The following is a 15,610-nucleotide window of genomic DNA, read 5'->3' on the forward strand; positions in this document are numbered from 1 at the left end:
TGGCCTGATCATCACGGAGGTCAGCGGCCGAGGTGGCGGTAGCGGTGCAGCCGGGTGCGGAAGCGCTCGGTGTCGTCCCGGCCGAGCAGGCCGGCCAGCTCCTCGCCCAGCACCCGGCCGAGCCGCAGGCAGAACTCGGTCGGCTCGTCGGCGGCGTCGGGCCGCTCGGGCACCACCCGGTCGACGATCCCGGCCCGCCAGAGGTCGGTGGCGCGCACGCCCTGGTCGGCCGCCATCTCGTCGGCGCGCTCGACGGTGCGGTGCACGATCGCCGAGGCGCCCTCCGGGGGCAGCGGCCCCAGCCAGCCGTTGGCCGCGGCCAGCACCCGGTCGGCGGGGACGAGTGCGAGCGCCCCGCCGCCGGTGCCCTGCCCGAGCAGGACCGCCAGCGTCGGGGCCTTGAGCACCACCAGGTCGTGCAGGCAGCGGGCGATCTCCCCGGCCAGCCCGCCTTCCTCGGCCTCGCGGGAGAGCGCGGCGCCGGGGGTGTCGATGAGGGTCACCAGCGGCAGCCGCAGCTGCTCGGCCAGGTGCATGCCGCGGCGGGCCTCCCGCAGCGCGGCCGGGCCCAGCGGCGCCGAGAACGACTGCCCCCGCCGGTCCTGCCCCAGCACGACGCACGGAGCCCCGCCGAATCGGGCCAGCGCCAGCAGCAGGCCGGGGTCCTTCTCGCCCGCCCCGGTGCCGGAGAGGCCGACGACGTCGGTCGCCGCGGTGCGCAGCAGCCGCCGCACCCCCGGCCGGTCCTCCCGCCGGGAGGCGGTCACGACGTCCCAGGCGGTCCGGTGGTCCTCCGGGTCGTCGGCGCCGGTGCCGTCCTCGGGCGTGGGCCGTTCGGCGTCCCGGACGTCGAGGTGCCAGGTCTGCCGGGCCGACAGCACGCGCAGGGCGCGGTCGGCGACCTCGGCGATCTGCTCGTGCGGGACGACGGCGTCGATCAGCCCGTGCTCGGCCAGGTTCTCGGCGGTCTGCACGTCGGCCGGGAAGGGCTCGCCGTAGAGCGCCTCGAACACCCGGGGCCCCAGGAAGCCGATCGAGGCGCCCGGCTCGGCGATGGTGACGTGGCCGAGCGACCCCCAGGAGGCGAGCACGCCGCCGAAGGTCGGGTGCCGGAGGTACACGAGGTACGGCAGCCCGGCCTCCTTGTGCCGGGCGATGGCGGCGGTGATGCCGATCATCTGGAGGAAGGCGACCGTGCCTTCCTGCATGCGGGTGCCGCCGGACACCGGGGCGGCCAGCAGCGGGAGCCCCTCGTCGGTGGCCCGCTCCACGGCGGCGATCAGCCGTTCCGCGGCGGCGACCCCGATGGAGCCCGCGAGGAAGCCGAACTCCCCGGCGACGACGGCGACACGGCGGCCGCGCAGCGTCCCCTCGCCGGTGATGACCGACTCGTCCTGCCGGCTCTTCTCCGCGGCGCGGGCCAGCTCGGCGGCGTAACCCTCGCTGACGTCGCGGGGCGGGATGGGGGAGTCCCAGGACTGCCACGACCCGGGATCGAGCACCAGGTCGCGCAGGGCCCGGGCATCGAGGCGGGCGGGGGTGGCCCTCACGTGGCGGGGCCGTTCAGCCAGGCGCGGATCGCGTCGCCGTCGGCACCGAGCACCGGGGGAGCGGCGTGCTCCCGGCGGGTGGTCTCCGTCTCGCCGTCCGGACCCGGGTGGAAGAAACGCAGCGGCGGGCCGGGCAGCTGCAACGGGCCCAGCGTGGCGTGCTCGACGTCGACGAGCAGGCCCTGGGACAGCGCCTGGTCCCAGGTGTAGACCTCGTCGAGGGTGCGGACCTTCCCCGAGGGGATGCCCACCCGGCCGAGCCGGGCCAGCAGCTCCTCGGCGGAGATGTCGGCGAAGGCGCCCTCGAGCAGCGCGATCACCTCCTGGCGGTGCTCCACCCGGTCGCCGTTGGTGGCCATCCCGGGTGCTTCGGGGTCGAACCCGAACTCGGCGCAGAGCCTGCGCCAGAGCGAGTCGTTGGCGCAGGCCACCTGCACGCTGCCGCCCTTGCAGCGGAACAGCCCGTAGGGGGCGATCGAGGGGTGGTGGTTGCCCTGCGCGGCCCCGACCTCACCGGCGACGGTCCACCGGGTGCCCTGGAAGGCGTGCACGCCGACGATCGCAGCGAGCAGGGAGGTGCGCACCACCTGCCCGCGACCGGTCCGCTCCCGTTCCATCAGCGCGGCCACCACGCCGTAGGCGCCGTACATGCCGGCCAGCAGGTCGCCGATCGGCACGCCGACCCGCTGGGGGTCGTCCGGCCCGGAGCCGGTGAGCGACATGAGGCCGCCCTCGCCCTGCGCGATCTGGTCGTAGCCGGCCCGACCGCCCTCGGGGCCGTCGTGGCCGAAGCCGCTGATCGCCAGGGTCACCAGCCGGGGGTTCAGCTCGGCGAGCACGTCGGTGCCGAAGCCCAGCCGCGCCAGCGTGCCCGGGCGGAAGTTCTCCATCAGCACGTCGGCACGGCGGAGCAGCTCGGTGAGCACCGCCTTGTCCCCGTCGTCCTTGAGGTCGAGGGTGATCGACTCCTTGTTCCGGTTGGTCGAGAGGAAGTAGGTCGACTCCCGGTCGCCCTGGTCGGGCTGGACGAACGGCGGCCCCCAGCTGCGCGTGTCGTCACCGCTGCCGGGGCTCTCCACCTTGATCACCCGTGCGCCGAGATCGCCCAGCATCATCGCGGCGTGCGGCCCCGCCAGGGCGCGGGTCAGGTCGACGACGAGCACGCCGTCCAGCGGTCCGGACACAGGTCTCTCCCTCGGTCATGCCCCGCTCCCGCGGTGGCGTGCGTGCAGTCTCTCAGCGCTAAGCAATCTGGGCCAGGATCCCCTCAGAGCCAGCCGGGGACGACGAAGACCAGCCACGACAGCAGCGGCCCGACGGCCACGACGATCGCGGCGTAGGCCAGGATCTGCTTGTAGAAGCGGTCGCGGTCGATGTCCTGCGCATTCGCCAGCACCAGCGCACCGTTCGTGGAGAACGGGCTCACGTCGACGATGGTCGAGGCCACGGAGAGCGCGACCACCACGCCCACCGCGCTGATCTGCCCGGCCTCGAGGAACGGCACGGCGAGCAGGATGGCCACGCCGATGATCGCCGTCGACGACGCGAAGGCCGAGACCACTCCGCCGATGTAGGCGAGGAGCAGGGCGATGAGCAGCGGCACGCCGAGCCCGATGACCGCGTCGCCGACGTAGTCGATCGTGCCGGCCTCCTCCAGCACGGACACGAAGGTCAGCACGCCGGCGATGAGCAGGATCGTCGACCAGCTGATCTGCGTGACCGCCCCCTTGTGCTGCTGCGCCGAGAACAGCGCCAGGACGACGGCGACCGTGATCGCCACGAAACCGATGTCCAGGTCGAAGGCGAGCGCCAGGACCGCGACGACGACCAGCCCGATCAGCGTGAGGACCTGCTCGAACCGGACGGGTTGGGGGCGGTCGGGGTGGATGTGCTCGTCGTCGTCGCCGCCGACCGCGGGGCCGGGCGCCGCGCCGTGGCCGCGGACCAGCGTGCCGTGGGCGTGCTCGGTGTGCGCGATGGGCTCGGCGGCCACCGTGCGGCCGATCAGCTTCCGCCCGCCCAGGACGAAGAACAGCACGACCGCGATGGCGATGTTGAACAGGAGCGCACCGAGGAAGACCGTCAGCGGGCTGCTGGGCAGGCCCTCGCCCTCGACGATCGTGTTGACCGTGACGCCGTAGACGCTGATCGGGGAGAAGCCGCCGCCCTGGGCGCCGTGGATGACCATCATGCCCATCAGCAGCGGGCTGATGTCGTGCCGCGCGGCGAAGGTGAGCGCGATCGGCGCGATGATCGCCACCGCGGCCGGGGAGAGCGCTCCGATGGCGGTGAGCACCGCGGTGACGAAGAACATCACCCACGGGATCGCGGCGACGTGGCCGCCGACCATCTTCACCGCGCCCCTGACCAGCAGGTCGACGGTGCCGTTGTTCTGCGCGATGGCGAACAGGTACGTGACGCCGATGAGCGTCAGCACCAGCCCGGCGGGGAAGCCGGCGATGATGTCGTCGGTCGTCATCCCCACCGACAGGGTGCCGACGACGAAGGCGGCGACGAACGCCAGCGCCCCCATGTTGATCGGCAGGAACGTGGCGATGGCGAAGATGACGACCAGCGCCACGATGGTCACGATCTCTGGGGACACGATCCCTCCACGGCGTCGGGGGCGACGAGGGTCCCACTGTCTCAGTGACCCGCTGGTAGCGCCTGCCATCCGCCGGACGGGGTGACCACGGCGGTCACACGCACGTCGTGGGCCTCGGTGGGCAGGTGGTCGACCAGTTCGTCGTCGAAGACGACGGCCACCAGCACCACGTCCGGGCGGGTGTGCCGCAGGGCGCGGTCGTAGTACCCGCCGCCGCGGCCCAGCCGCGCCCCGTCGCGGGCGACCGCCGCGGCCGGGACGACCACGGCACCGGCCGCCCCGATCGCCGCCGGGCCCAGCCGCGGACCGGGAGGCTCGAGCAGGCCGAACCGCCCGGGCGCCAGCTCTCCGGTGTGCTCCGCCCAGTCCAGCTCCCGGCCGCGGGCGGGCACGACCGGGAGGAGCACGCGGGCGCCGCCGACGCCGAGGGCTGCGGGGAGGTGGCCGTGCCCGGCCTCGGTCGGGTCGGGCACGAACGCGGCGATCACCGGGGTGCCCGCCAGCCGCCTCGCGAGCGTCGCCGCCACCGCCGCCGAGCCCGCCGCCCGCTCGCCGCCCGGCCGCGTCGCCCGGCGCCGCAGCAGCTCCGCACGGACCGCCGACTTGGCGATGCCTCCCTCGGGCGAGGTGCTCACCGGCGCAGGCTAGCTAGGCTGCCTGCATGTCGACGTCCAGCACCCGTCCGGCCCGGAAGGCGGTCATCCCCGTCGCAGGCATGGGCACCCGGTTCCTGCCCGCCACCAAGGCCGTGCCCAAGGAGCTGCTGCCGGTGGTGGACCGGCCAGCGCTGCAGTACATCGTCGAGGAGGCCGCCCGCGCCGGGCTGCCCGAGGTCTTGATGGTCACCGGCCGGAACAAGGCCGCCATCGAGGACTTCTTCGACCGCACGCCCGAGCTGGAGGCCGCCCTGGAGAAGAAGGGCGACGCCTCGCGGCTGGCCGCCGTGCACGAGTCCACCGAGGTCGCGCAGGTGCACTTCGTCCGCCAGGGCGAGGCGCGAGGGCTGGGCCACGCGGTGCTCCAGGCGGCCGCCTTCGTCGGCGACGAGCCGTTCGCGGTGCTGCTGGGCGACGACCTGATCGACGCCCGCGACCACCTGCTCGAGCAGATGCTCACCGTGCAGGCCCAGCACGGTGGCTCGGTGGTCGCGCTGCTCGACGTCGGCCGGGAGAACATCGACAAGTACGGCGCCGTGGCCGTCGAGCCGACCGCTGACGGCGGCGACGTCGTCGCGATCACCGGTCTGGTCGAGAAGCCGCCGGTCGACGAGGCGCCCAGCAGCCTGGCGATCATCGGCCGCTACGTGCTCGCCCCGGAGATCTTCGAGGTGCTCCGGAAGACGCCCCCCGGCCGCGGCGGGGAGATCCAGCTGACCGATGCGCTGGCCACGCTGGTCGAGCGCGGTGCGCCCGTCCACGGGGTGGTCTTCAGCGGCCGGCGCTACGACACCGGCGACAAGCTGGACTACCTCAAGGCCGTCATCCAGCTGGCCGTCGAGCGCGACGACCTCGGCCCATCGCTGCGCGGCTGGCTGCGGAACTTCGTCACCGAGCTGCCCGCCGAGGGCGCGTCGTCGTCCTGACCGGCGCCCGCGAGGGCACGATCGGACCGCGGCGCGACGCCGGCCCCCTCCGGGCCGGCGCCGCCGCAGGTGCGGCGCCGGCGGACGGCGCCGCGGGACGACGGTGGTGAGGATGTCCGGGCAGAACGACGACGGCAGCATCGGCGGCGGAGGTTCCCGGGTTCACCGGGACACCGCCCAGGTCGACATGCCCATGGCGCCACCGCGGGTCACCGGCCCGGTCGGGCCGCGCGGCACCCAGGCCGGGTCCGGGCCCCCCGGCGACCAGGTGCCCGCGCCGCGCGGGGCCACCGGCCCCGTCCCGCTGCCGGCCGACGGCCGCTCCGACGCCTCGCCGCAGGTGCGCACCGTCGAGCGGCACCTCGACGAGATCCTCGCCGCGGTCCCGCAGCCGGACCCGATCGAGCTGGCGGTGCTCGACGCGCAGGGGCTGCTGTGCGCCGAGGACGTCGTCAGCCAGCGGGCGCTGCCCGCCTTCGACCAGGCGGCGCTGGACGGCTACGCCGCCCGGGCCGAGGACGTCGCCGCCGCCACCGTGGCCGAGCCGGTGGAGCTCCCCGTCGTCGGCGAGAGCGGGGCGGGGGTCGGCGAGCCGTCGTCGATCGGGCCGGGGCTGGCGCTCAAGGTGGCCGCCGGGGCGATGCTCCCCTCCGGCGCCGACGTCGTCGTGCCGGGGGTGTGGACCGACAACGGTGCGGCCCGGGTCTCGGTCCTCGCCGGGCCGCCGGCCGGCAGCTACGTCCGCCTCACCGGTGACGACGTCGCCCCGGGGGACCCCGCGGTGCACGTCGGGACCCCGATCGGCCCCGCCCAGATCAGCCTGCTCGCAGCCGTCGGGCGCGAGCGCGTGCTCGTCCGGCCACGACCGCGGGTCGCCGTGCTGAGCGCCGGCCCCGAACTGGTGGACGTGAGCGCCACCCCCGCGCCCGGCCAGGCGGTCGACGTCAACAGCTACGCGCTGGCCGCCGCGGCCCGGGACGCCGGTGCCGACGCCTACCGGTCGGGCATCCTGCCGAGCGACCAGCGGCGCCTGACCGAGGTGCTGGAGAGCCAGCTGCTGCGTAGCGACCTGGTGCTGATCTCCGGCACTTTCGGCAGCGGCGGGTTCGACATGGTGCAGGAGGCGCTCGCCGGTCTCGGCCGGATGCGGTTCCGCCAGGTCGCGATGCACCCCGGGCCCGCGCAGGGCTTCGGCCGGCTGGGCCGCGACGAGGTGCCGGTCATCTGCGTGCCGGGGGAGCCCGTCGCCGCGCTGGTCGCCTTCGAGGTGTTCGTCCGGCCCGCCATCCGGTTGATGCTCGGCAAGCGCCAGCTGTTCCGTCGGACCGTGCAGGCGATCGCCGGCCAGCAGCTGCTCTCCCCGCTGGGGTACCGCCAGTACCTGCACGGCACCGTGATGCGGCACCCCGACGGCGGCTACGTGGTGGAGCCGGTGGGTGAGGCCACCGACGCCCTCCTGGCCCGGATGGCGCGGGCGAACTGCCTGATCGTCATCGACGAGGACGTCACCGAGGTCGCCGCCGGCGGTCTGGTCACCGTCATGCCGCTGCTGCTCGGCGGCTGACGCGACCCGTGATCGATCCCGTCCTGCACCCGGGCTGGCCCGCGAGCCTGGCCTGGGGCCCGGTGGAGCTCCACCCGCTGCGCCGGGACGACGCCGCGGAGTGGAGCCGCCTCCGGCTGGCCAACGAGGACTGGCTCCGCCCGTGGGAGCCGACCGCCACCGTCGGCTGGCAGGCCCGGCACGCCCCGGCCGCCTACCGGGCGATGCGACGGGTGATGGCCCGCCGGGCACGGCAGGGCGCCTCGCTGCCGTTCGCCGTCCGGGTCGAGGGCCGCCTGGTCGGTCAGGTGACGGTGGACAACATCGTGCGGGGCGCGCTGCGCGCAGGATCCCTCGGCTACTGGATCGACCGCTCGGCCGCCGGGCGGGGCGTCGCCTCGCTGGCGGTGGCCCTGGTGTGCGACCACGCGTTCGGCCCCGCGGGCCTGCACCGCCTGCAGGCCGACATCCGGCCGGAGAACCTCTCGAGCCAGCGACTGGTGGAGCGGCTGGGGTTCCAGCGGGAGGGCCTGCTACGGCGCTACCTGGACATCGACGGCGGCTGGCGCGACCACCTGGCGTACGCCCTGCTCGCCGAGGACCTGCCGGGCGGGGTGCTCGACCGCTGGCGAGGGATGGCCCCGGGTCGACCCGTCGACTGATCGGCTCGCCGACATAGCACGCACGGTGGGCGTCGCCGGGGTGGATGACGAGGACGCGCCGTCCGTCGTCACACCGGTCCCACAACACATCGGCGACACGCCCGCGCGCCTCCCTGATCCCGCCCGCCCTGCTGCATAACCTCGCCCGGCGAGTGGCTGATGTGACAGGTGGTGTCGTATGGGATCGGGCGTGCTTCTGGCGGCTCTGGTCGTGCTGTGGTTCGTCGTGCTGGTGCCCATGGTGGTGACCCGCGGCGACGGGCAGGACTGCCGGGCGGAGCCTGCCGACTCGGGTCGGACGTTGCAGCGGCGGAGGTCGGTGGACACGGTGCGGCACGCGGAGACCGAGCGGGTGTCGATCGACCGCGAGGTCCTGCGCACCAGCGGCGAGCTGAGGGTGGACGTGCACGCGGCGCGCCGCCGTGCGCTGGGTGGCCTGGTGGCCCTCACGGTCGCGTCGCTGGCCGGCGCGCTGCTCCTCACGCCGTGGCTGTGGATCGCCCAGGCGTTCTTCACCCTCGCGACGGTCGGCTACGTGCTCGTGCTGCGGAAGGTGGTCCGCCGCGAGCGGCTCGCCGCCCGCCGCGCCGCCCGGGCCGCCGCGCGGCAGGCCGCGCGCGCCTCGGTCCGCCCCGCCGCCCGTCCGGCGCCCGCGCCGGCCCCGGCGCCCGTCCAGCGCACGGCCTCCGCCGAGGTGCACGGGACGGTCGCGCAGGACGCCCTGCCCGGGCTGCAGCACCCGAGCCTCCCGCTCGCCCCGGTGCACACACTCCGCCCGGGGCGGGTCGTCGCCGCCCGCACGCCGGCGCCCGCCGGCTGGCAGAACAGCGCCGTGGTGGGCCTCGACGACGACGACATCGGCTTCGCCGACATCGACGAGTACGAGCCGCCGCGCGCGGCCAACGCCTGAGCGGTCGCCTGCGACTCTCCGGCCCCGCCCCGGTGGCAGGGCCGGAGAGGCCTGGCGGTAGTCTTCCTCCAGCACTTGGGGCTGTGGCGCAGACCGGTAGCGCACCTCGTTCGCATCGAGGGGGTCAGGGGTTCAAATCCCCTCAGCTCCACCAGCACAGCGTCGGCGCCGTCGGGGTCCCACCCCGGCGGCGCCGACGTCGTTGTGTCGGACGGCGGATCGCACCGCCGCGACCGCTAGGCTCCCCGGCGACACGGGGCAGGGCGTCCCGCAGGAGGCGGTTGCGTGGCTGAGACACCCGTGGGCGCCCCCTCCTCGTCGGGGCGGGCCCGCGGGCGGGCCGGCGACAGCGCCGCCACCCGCCAGCTCATCATCGACGTCGCCGCCCAGGAGTTCAGCGAACGCGGGTACGCGGCCACGTCCCTCGCCGGCATCGTCGCCGGCACCGGGATGACCAAGGGTGCGCTCTACTGGCACTTCGAGTCCAAGGAGAGCGTGGCGATCGCGGTCGTCCACCAGATGTTCGAGACCTGGCCGGTCATGCTGCGCGGGGTGATGGACTCCCACGACGACGCGCTCGCAGCACTGGTCGCCGTCACCTACGTGGCGGGGGAGCAGTTCGCGCGGGACCCGGTCGTCCAGGCCTCCAAGCGGCTGATGTCCGAGCTCCCGCCGGACGCCCTGGCCAAGCTGCCGCAGCCCTACGTCGGCTGGCAGCACGCGCTGACCCAGCTGATCACCGAGGGGCAGCAGCGGGGGCAGATCAACGCTGCGGCCGACCCGGTGGGCACCGCCCAGGTCATCGTGGCGAGCTTCTTCGGCATGCAGCAGGTCTCGCAGGAGCTCAGCGCCCGGCGCGACCTCGCCGGCCGGCTGGACTCGTTCTGGTCGCTGGTCCTCCCGCAGCTGCAGCCCGGCTCCCCGGCCTGACCGCCGGGCGGGAATCCCCGCCATGACGACACCGGCGCCGGGCACCCCGCGGGGTGCCCGCCCCGCGCGGGCGCGGGTCGCTGTCGCGCCGAGGGAACGCTGCTCGACGTGGGGCCCCAGGCCGCAACCACGCGCGGCCACCCCGAGTCAGAACCATGACGGGAACCACATGCGCTGCAGCCACTCCGCGTGCGAGAGGGGCTGCCCGGTGAGCACCGGCCAGAAGTGGACGAAGGTGGCCGCCACGACGGCGACGTAGCCGCAGGCGGCGGCCAGGCCGACACGCCGGCGCCACTCGGCCGCGCCAGGGCGCCCCACCACGTCCTGCAGCGCCAGCGCGACCGCGAGCACGAAGAACGGGAGGACCGGCGCCATGTAGAAGATGAACATCGTGCGCTCGAGGTTCACGAACCAGGTCAGCCAGCCCGCCGCGATGCCGACGGCGACGGTCAGGGCCGCCGGATCCCGCCGCGCGACGATCCGCCACAGCAGCCAGACCGCCGCGGGCGCGAAGGCCAGCCACAGGGTCGGCGTCCCGACCATGAGGATGTAGCGCACCACCTGCTCGCCCTCGGCGTCGACGAGGCCCTGAGGGTTCCACAGCAGGATCGGTCGGCCGTTGACCAGCCACGACCAGGGCCCGGACTCCCACGGGTGCGGGCTGGACAGGCCGTTGTGGAACCGGAGCCACTCGGCGTGCTGGTGCCACAGCGAGCGCAGCGCGTCGGGCACCCACGGGAACGCCGTCTCCGGGTTCTGCTGGGCCCAGGCCTTGCCCTGCGACGTCTCGCCGAGGAACCAGCCGGTGAAGCTCGCGAGGTACGTGAGCACCGGCACGGCGGCCAGTGCCCAGAGCGCACCGGGCAGCCCGCGGCGGGCCGCCGTCCGGGTGGGCCGCCGCACCCCGGCCTCGCGCCAGGCCGCGCGGTCCCAGAACAGCGACAGGACGGCGAAGAAGGCGAGGAACCAGACCCCGCTCCACTTGACCGCACAGGCGCAGCCGAACAGGAACCCGGCGGCGATCCGCCAGCCGCGCGGCCCGAGCCGGAACCCGCCGCCCGCGACCTCGCCGGCCGCCCGGACCCGGGCCCGCACGACGTCGCGGTCGACGAGCAGGCAGGCGACCGCACCCAGCACGAACACCTGCAGGAACACGTCCAGCAGGCCGATGCGGGAGATCGTGAACGCGAAGCCGTCCACCAGCAGGAGCAGCCCGGCGAACAGGCCGACCGTCGTCGACCCGGTCAGCCTGCGGGCCAGCCGGAACAGCACGACGACGGCGATCGAGCCCGCCACCGCCGACGGGAAGCGCCAGCCGAAGGAGTTGTAGCCGAACAGCAGCTCCCCGGCCGCGATCAGCCACTTTCCCAGCGGCGGGTGGACGATGAAGGAGTAGCCGCGGTTGTACTCGTGGCCCCAGACGAGCAGCTCCTGCGCCTCCGGCGGGTAGTACGCCTCGTCGAACAGCAGGTCGCGCGGGTAGCCGATGCCCCAGAGCCGGACGGTGAGGGCGAGCGCGCCCAGGACGGCGGCGATGATCCACGCCGTCCGGCGGTCACCGGGCAGCGGTGGGACGACGTCCCTGCGCGGCCGGGGAGGAGGCAGGCGGCGCACCCTCGGGGGCACCGGAGGCGGAGCACCCTGCGGGTCCCCGCCCACCCGTTCGGGCGTCAGCACCGCCATGCGGTCAGGGTAGACAACGGACCGGCCTGCCCTCCGGCACTCGCAGGCTCGCGCCGGGCCCCTGCGGGCGGGCCGGAGAGACGGGTCGTGGCAGGCTCGTCGGCGTGAGCGGACGGCTGGTGCTGGGTGGCGCGCCCCTCGGGCAACCCGGGGACGTCGGTCCGCGGCTGCGGGCGGCGATGGCCACCGCCGACGTCCTCGCGTGCGAGGACACGCGGCGGCTGCACCGGCTGGCCGCCGACCTCGAGGTCACGCTGACCGGCCGGGTGGTCACCTTCCACGAGTCGGTGGAGCGCGCCCGGCTGCCCGGGCTGCTGGCGGCCCTGGCCGAAGGCCGGACGGTGCTGCTGCTCACCGACGCCGGGATGCCCTCGGTCTCCGACCCGGGCTACACGCTGGTACGTGCGGCGATCGACGCCGGCATCGAGGTGACCTCGGTGCCGGGGCCGTCCGCGGTGATCACGGCGCTCGCGGTCTCCGGCCTGCCGGTGGACCGCTTCTGCTTCGAGGGCTTCCTGCCGCGCAAGGGCGGCGAGCGGCGGTCCCGGTTCGCCGGGCTGGCCGACGAGCGCCGCACGATGGTGTTCTTCGAGTCCCCGCACCGGCTGGCCGACGCGCTCGCCGACGCCGCGGCCGTGCTGGGGGACGACCGGCCGGCCGCCGTCTGCCGGGAGCTGACCAAGACCCACGAGGAGGTCCGGCGCGGCGGGCTGGCCGAACTCGCCACCTGGGCCGCCGACGGGGTGCGCGGCGAGATCACCCTCGTCGTCGCCGGGGCGCCGGAGCGGGCGGTGGACCTGACGCCTGCCGAGCTGGCGGCGGAGGTCGCGGCGGAGGAGGCGGCCGGCGCGCCCCGCAAGGACGCGATCCGGGCGGTCATGGCCCGCACCGGGCTGCCGCGCCGCGCCGTCTACGACGCCGTCGTTGCCGCCAAGTCCCCCCGCGCGCCCAAGGCATAGGAGGCTTTGCCTGCGGTTTCCACCCCCTGACCGTATGCAGAGCCTCCTATGCCGGGAAGTTCCTCAGCTCACTCGCAGCTGCGCCAGGCGGGCACGGTAGACCTCGAGCACCTTCGCTCGGACGCCCTCGGGATCACGTAGGACGTCCGCGTACGTGAATCGGAGGACGACCCAGCCGAGCGCGGCGAGCTCCCGGTCACGAGCCAGGTCCCTGCGGCGGTCTGCAGGTTCGGTGTGGTGCCGGGCGCCGTCCAGCTCGACCGCCAGCTTCACCTCCGGCCATGCCCGGTCGAGCCTGATCCGACGGCCCGGGAGCTGCACCTGGTGCTGGCCGACGCTCGACGGCAGCGAGCGGTGCCGGAAGACGCCGAGGACGCCGTGGGCCTCGAGCTCGCTCCTGCAGCCGTCGGTGATCAGGTCGATGGTCTGCCGCAGACCGCGCCGGCCGGGCACGTTCGGGCGCTCGGCCAGCGCCTCGTCGAGCTGCTCGGCGGTGACCAGTCCGCGGTTGGTCACGTCCAGGGCGAGCGGACGGCGATCCGCCGGCGGCAGCAGAGGCCATGAGTCGACGAGGGCCCGGGGAAGTGCTGTCACGAGAAGACCACGTCGCTGCACGCACTGAGTCGACTCGGGGTCGAAGCGCAGCCGGCGGTGCACCAGCAGGTCGGGCGCCCCGGCCCTCTTGACGCGCTGGTCCACCGTCAGGTGCAGCGGCCGGTCGAGAGCGCGCAGCCCCCAGACGGCGAGCGCGGTCGTGTGGCTCAGGGCCGCGGCCGGCCCGGCGTGCAGGAGTGCCGCTCGCAGCACCGTCGCGTCGTCGTCGACCCCGTCGCGCAACCGGTACACCCTCGGGAAGATGCGGACGAGGTGACGGCGGCCGACGTAGCTGTCGAGCACCTGGCGCGGCACTCGTTCGAGCAGCTGGCGGCGTGTGATCACGCCGCCGTGGTCGCGTACCGCCTCGCCGATCACCTGCCGCCAGTTCATGCGGGGCAGCCTCGTCGACGCCGTCCTCCGCTGGCCGCCGGCGAAGCGATCTGTGGACAGACCGCGGACGCCCCGACCTGGCGCCCCCAGCGGGCATAGGAAGCTACGCCTATGGACCGGGTCTCGAAACCGTGGGCGAAGCCTCCTATGCCCGGGGAGGCAGCTACAGCCAGCCGTTGCGTCTGAAGCCCCGGTAGAGCAGCACGATGGCCGTGAGGATGACCAGCAGCACCGCCGGATAGCCCCACTTCTCGTCCAGCTCGGGCATGTAGGTGAAGTTCATCCCGTAGATCCCGGCGATCGCCGTGGGGACGGCGATGATGCCGGCGTAGGCGGAGATCTTCCGCATGTCCTCGTTGTCGGCCATCTGCGTCCGCGCCAGGGACGCCTGCAGGATCGAGGTGAGCAGCTCGTCGAGCCCGCTCACCTGGTCGCGCACCCGGACGGCGTGGTCGAAGACGTCGCGGAAGTAGGAGCGCATCGCGTCGGGCACGACGTCGACCGGCCGCTCGGCCAGCTTCTGCAGCGGCACCTCCAGCGGGGAGACCGCCCGCCGCAGCGACATGAGCTCCCGCTTCAGCTGGTACAGCCGGCCGACGTCGTCGGTGCGCTCGGGGCTGAACACCGAGGCCTCGAGCTCCTCCACGTCCTGCTCGACCGCAGCCGTGACGTCGACGAAGGAGTCCACCACGAGGTCGGCGACGGCGTAGAGGACGGCGGCGGGCCCGAGGCACAGCAGCTCCCGCTGCTCCTCCAGCCGGTGGCGGAGCTCGCCCAGTCCGCCGTGCTCACCGTGTCGGACGGTGATGACGTAGTTCGGCCCGAGGAAGACCATCACCTCTCCGGTGTCCACGACCTCGCTGGTCGCGGTGAGCTCGTCGTGCTCGACGTAGGTGGCGGTCTTGAGCACCATGAACAGCGCTTCGTCGTAGCGCTCCAGCTTCGGCCGCTGGTGGGCGTAGACGGCGTCCTCCACCGCCAGCGGGTGCAGGTCGTACTCCTCGGCGATCGCCCCCAGCTCGTCCTCGTCCGGGGCGTAGAGGCCCAGCCACACGAACCCGCCCCGTTCCTCGGCGACCCGCAACGCGTCCGCCGGGCGCAGCGCCTCCTGGCGGCGGCCGTCCACGTACACGGCGCAGTCGATGACGGCCGCCGTCCCGGGTCGGCGCGTCGGCATCTGCTCCTGCCGCCCGGCCGGGCGGGGCCGCAGCGTGGGCGGCGATCCCGGCGGTGGTACCTGGGAGGCCAGTTCGAGCGGTGCCACCGGTGGGTCGTCCCTGGTGCTCACGGCGGGTCCCCCTCCTCCCGGGTCGTCGGGGCGGTGTGCAGCGTAGGCGCGCGCATCCCCGGTGGCCGACGCTGCCGTCCCGTGCGGACGGGGAACGGCACCGACCCCACGGGGTGACGCCGGCCTCCGGCGGGTCCAGCGGGCCACCCGGGGCGCCGACCTGACGGTGACAGCCCCCACCGGTCAGGGAGAGATCTTCGTGGCGAGCACCGTTCTCGACATCCGCGACACCGTCGGGTCCCGGTACGCCGTCCCGGCGCGGTCCGCCACGGTGGACGGCGGCTCGTCCGACGTGCGGCGTCGCGTGCCCGCTGCCGCCCTCGCGGCCGGGCTGCTCGCCGTCCTCGAGGCGATCGGCCTGCTGGCCACGGGGCTGACCAGGATCGACGCCGTCCTCGCCGCACCGGTCCGGCCGGCCGGCTGGCTGGTCCTCCTCGGCCTGGTCACCCTGGCCGGCTGGATCGTCCTGTCCGCCGGTGCGGGCGCAGCGCTGGTCGACGGCTCCGGCCGCAGGCTCCTGGTGCTCACCTCTCTCGCCGAGCTCGTGGTCGTCTCGCTCCTGGGTGCGGTCGCGGTCGTGCTGCCGCTGCCGGAGGTCCTGACCGGCGGCGTTCCGCTGCCGTTGCTGTTCGCGGCGGCGATCGCGCTGCCGGTCGGCAAGCTGCTCCTGGCCGACGCGCCGTCGGTGCGGGAGTGGGTACGGCGGGGCCCGCGCGTGCGGGTGCGCCGACCCGATCCGGTGTCGGTCCACCGGTCGCTGTGCACGGTCACCCTCGGCCTCATCGCCCTGGTGCTGGGTGGCCTCGTCGTCCTCGACCCGGCCGACGCGGACCCGGCCGGGCCCGCCACGAGCGTCGTCCCGCAGCGCTGAGACCCGCCTCTCCCGCCCGCGCGGGGGATCGGCTGGACCA

General features: G+C 74.6%; 14 protein-coding genes and 1 tRNA gene. 8 read left to right on the forward strand and 7 right to left on the reverse strand.

The annotated features are described in order from the left end of the window. Positions 1–20 precede the first annotated feature (20 nt). The 4 genes from ABC795_RS02830 to ABC795_RS02845 all read right to left on the reverse strand — a co-directional run bounded on the left by ABC795_RS02830 (position 21) and on the right by ABC795_RS02845 (position 4,790). Positions 21–1,550: a carboxyl transferase domain-containing protein gene (locus ABC795_RS02830; RefSeq protein ID WP_347059363.1), complete on the reverse strand. Its 1,530-nt coding sequence runs from the start codon at positions 1,548–1,550 to the stop codon at positions 21–23. Then, complete coding sequence (locus ABC795_RS02835) at positions 1,547–2,734, reverse strand: CoA transferase (RefSeq protein ID WP_347059364.1); 1,188 nt, start codon at positions 2,732–2,734, stop codon at positions 1,547–1,549. The genes ABC795_RS02830 and ABC795_RS02835 overlap by 4 nt, the downstream gene beginning before the upstream one ends. Positions 2,735–2,817: 83 nt before the next feature. Then, the gene (locus ABC795_RS02840; protein WP_347059365.1) at positions 2,818–4,155 is read right to left on the reverse strand and encodes an SLC13 family permease; all 1,338 of its coding nucleotides are present in this window, start codon (positions 4,153–4,155) and stop codon (positions 2,818–2,820) included. Between the two features lie 41 nt (positions 4,156–4,196). Further along, positions 4,197–4,790, reverse strand: coding sequence for a 5-formyltetrahydrofolate cyclo-ligase (locus ABC795_RS02845; RefSeq protein WP_347059366.1), 594 nt, complete (start codon positions 4,788–4,790; stop codon positions 4,197–4,199). Between the two features lie 26 nt (positions 4,791–4,816). Here ABC795_RS02845 and galU point away from each other — a divergent pair, with 26 nt between their 5' ends. From galU to ABC795_RS02875, 6 genes are all read left to right on the forward strand, one after another. Continuing rightward, positions 4,817–5,737 carry a UTP--glucose-1-phosphate uridylyltransferase GalU gene (galU, locus tag ABC795_RS02850; RefSeq protein ID WP_347059367.1) on the forward strand — a complete coding sequence of 307 codons (921 nt, stop codon included), beginning with the start codon at positions 4,817–4,819 and terminating at the stop codon, positions 5,735–5,737. A 112-nt stretch (positions 5,738–5,849) separates the two neighbouring features. Next, positions 5,850–7,301 (forward strand): gephyrin-like molybdotransferase Glp, encoded by a 1,452-nt coding sequence (gene glp, locus ABC795_RS02855; protein WP_347059368.1) that lies wholly within the window; start codon positions 5,850–5,852, stop codon positions 7,299–7,301. A gap of 8 nt (positions 7,302–7,309) precedes the next feature. Then, positions 7,310–7,942 (forward strand): GNAT family protein, encoded by a 633-nt coding sequence (locus ABC795_RS02860; RefSeq protein ID WP_347059370.1) that lies wholly within the window; start codon positions 7,310–7,312, stop codon positions 7,940–7,942. Between the two features lie 190 nt (positions 7,943–8,132). Beyond that, positions 8,133–8,852 carry a hypothetical protein gene (locus tag ABC795_RS02865; RefSeq protein WP_347059372.1) on the forward strand — a complete coding sequence of 240 codons (720 nt, stop codon included), beginning with the start codon at positions 8,133–8,135 and terminating at the stop codon, positions 8,850–8,852. Between the two features lie 77 nt (positions 8,853–8,929). Further along, a tRNA-Ala gene (locus ABC795_RS02870) sits at positions 8,930–9,006 on the forward strand. 131 nt (positions 9,007–9,137) lie between these two features. Further along, positions 9,138–9,782, forward strand: a complete 645-nt coding sequence (locus ABC795_RS02875) for a ScbR family autoregulator-binding transcription factor (protein ID WP_347059373.1) — start codon at positions 9,138–9,140, stop codon at positions 9,780–9,782. A gap of 147 nt (positions 9,783–9,929) precedes the next feature. Here the strand turns inward: ABC795_RS02875 and ABC795_RS02880 are convergent, their stop codons facing one another. Continuing rightward, positions 9,930–11,465 carry a phospholipid carrier-dependent glycosyltransferase gene (locus tag ABC795_RS02880; RefSeq protein ID WP_347059374.1) on the reverse strand — a complete coding sequence of 512 codons (1,536 nt, stop codon included), beginning with the start codon at positions 11,463–11,465 and terminating at the stop codon, positions 9,930–9,932. A gap of 104 nt (positions 11,466–11,569) precedes the next feature. On the opposite strand from ABC795_RS02880, the gene rsmI reads away from it, so the two are divergent. Continuing rightward, positions 11,570–12,424 carry a 16S rRNA (cytidine(1402)-2'-O)-methyltransferase gene (gene rsmI / locus ABC795_RS02885; protein ID WP_347059375.1) on the forward strand — a complete coding sequence of 285 codons (855 nt, stop codon included), beginning with the start codon at positions 11,570–11,572 and terminating at the stop codon, positions 12,422–12,424. 63 nt (positions 12,425–12,487) lie between these two features. Here the strand turns inward: rsmI and ABC795_RS02890 are convergent, their stop codons facing one another. Next, positions 12,488–13,411, reverse strand: coding sequence for a DUF559 domain-containing protein (locus ABC795_RS02890; protein ID WP_347059376.1), 924 nt, complete (start codon positions 13,409–13,411; stop codon positions 12,488–12,490). A gap of 163 nt (positions 13,412–13,574) precedes the next feature. Next, positions 13,575–14,699 carry a magnesium/cobalt transporter CorA gene (corA, locus tag ABC795_RS02895; protein WP_347059377.1) on the reverse strand — a complete coding sequence of 375 codons (1,125 nt, stop codon included), beginning with the start codon at positions 14,697–14,699 and terminating at the stop codon, positions 13,575–13,577. Between the two features lie 199 nt (positions 14,700–14,898). Between corA and ABC795_RS02900 the strand changes: the two genes are divergently transcribed. Continuing rightward, positions 14,899–15,570: a hypothetical protein gene (locus ABC795_RS02900; protein ID WP_347059378.1), complete on the forward strand. Its 672-nt coding sequence runs from the start codon at positions 14,899–14,901 to the stop codon at positions 15,568–15,570. Positions 15,571–15,610 lie beyond the last annotated feature (40 nt).

The organism is Blastococcus sp. HT6-30 (assembly GCF_039729015.1).
GTDB lineage: Bacteria > Actinomycetota > Actinomycetes > Mycobacteriales > Geodermatophilaceae > Blastococcus.

Coding starts and splice junctions, on each gene's coding strand:
- ABC795_RS02880 (WP_347059374.1), bottom strand. CDS start 11,465: ATGGCGGTGCTGACGCCCGAACGGGTGGGCGGGGACCCGCAGGGTGCT.
- galU (WP_347059367.1), top strand. CDS start 4,817: ATGTCGACGTCCAGCACCCGTCCGGCCCGGAAGGCGGTCATCCCCGTC.
- ABC795_RS02890 (WP_347059376.1), bottom strand. CDS start 13,411: ATGAACTGGCGGCAGGTGATCGGCGAGGCGGTACGCGACCACGGCGGC.
- glp (WP_347059368.1), top strand. CDS start 5,850: ATGTCCGGGCAGAACGACGACGGCAGCATCGGCGGCGGAGGTTCCCGG.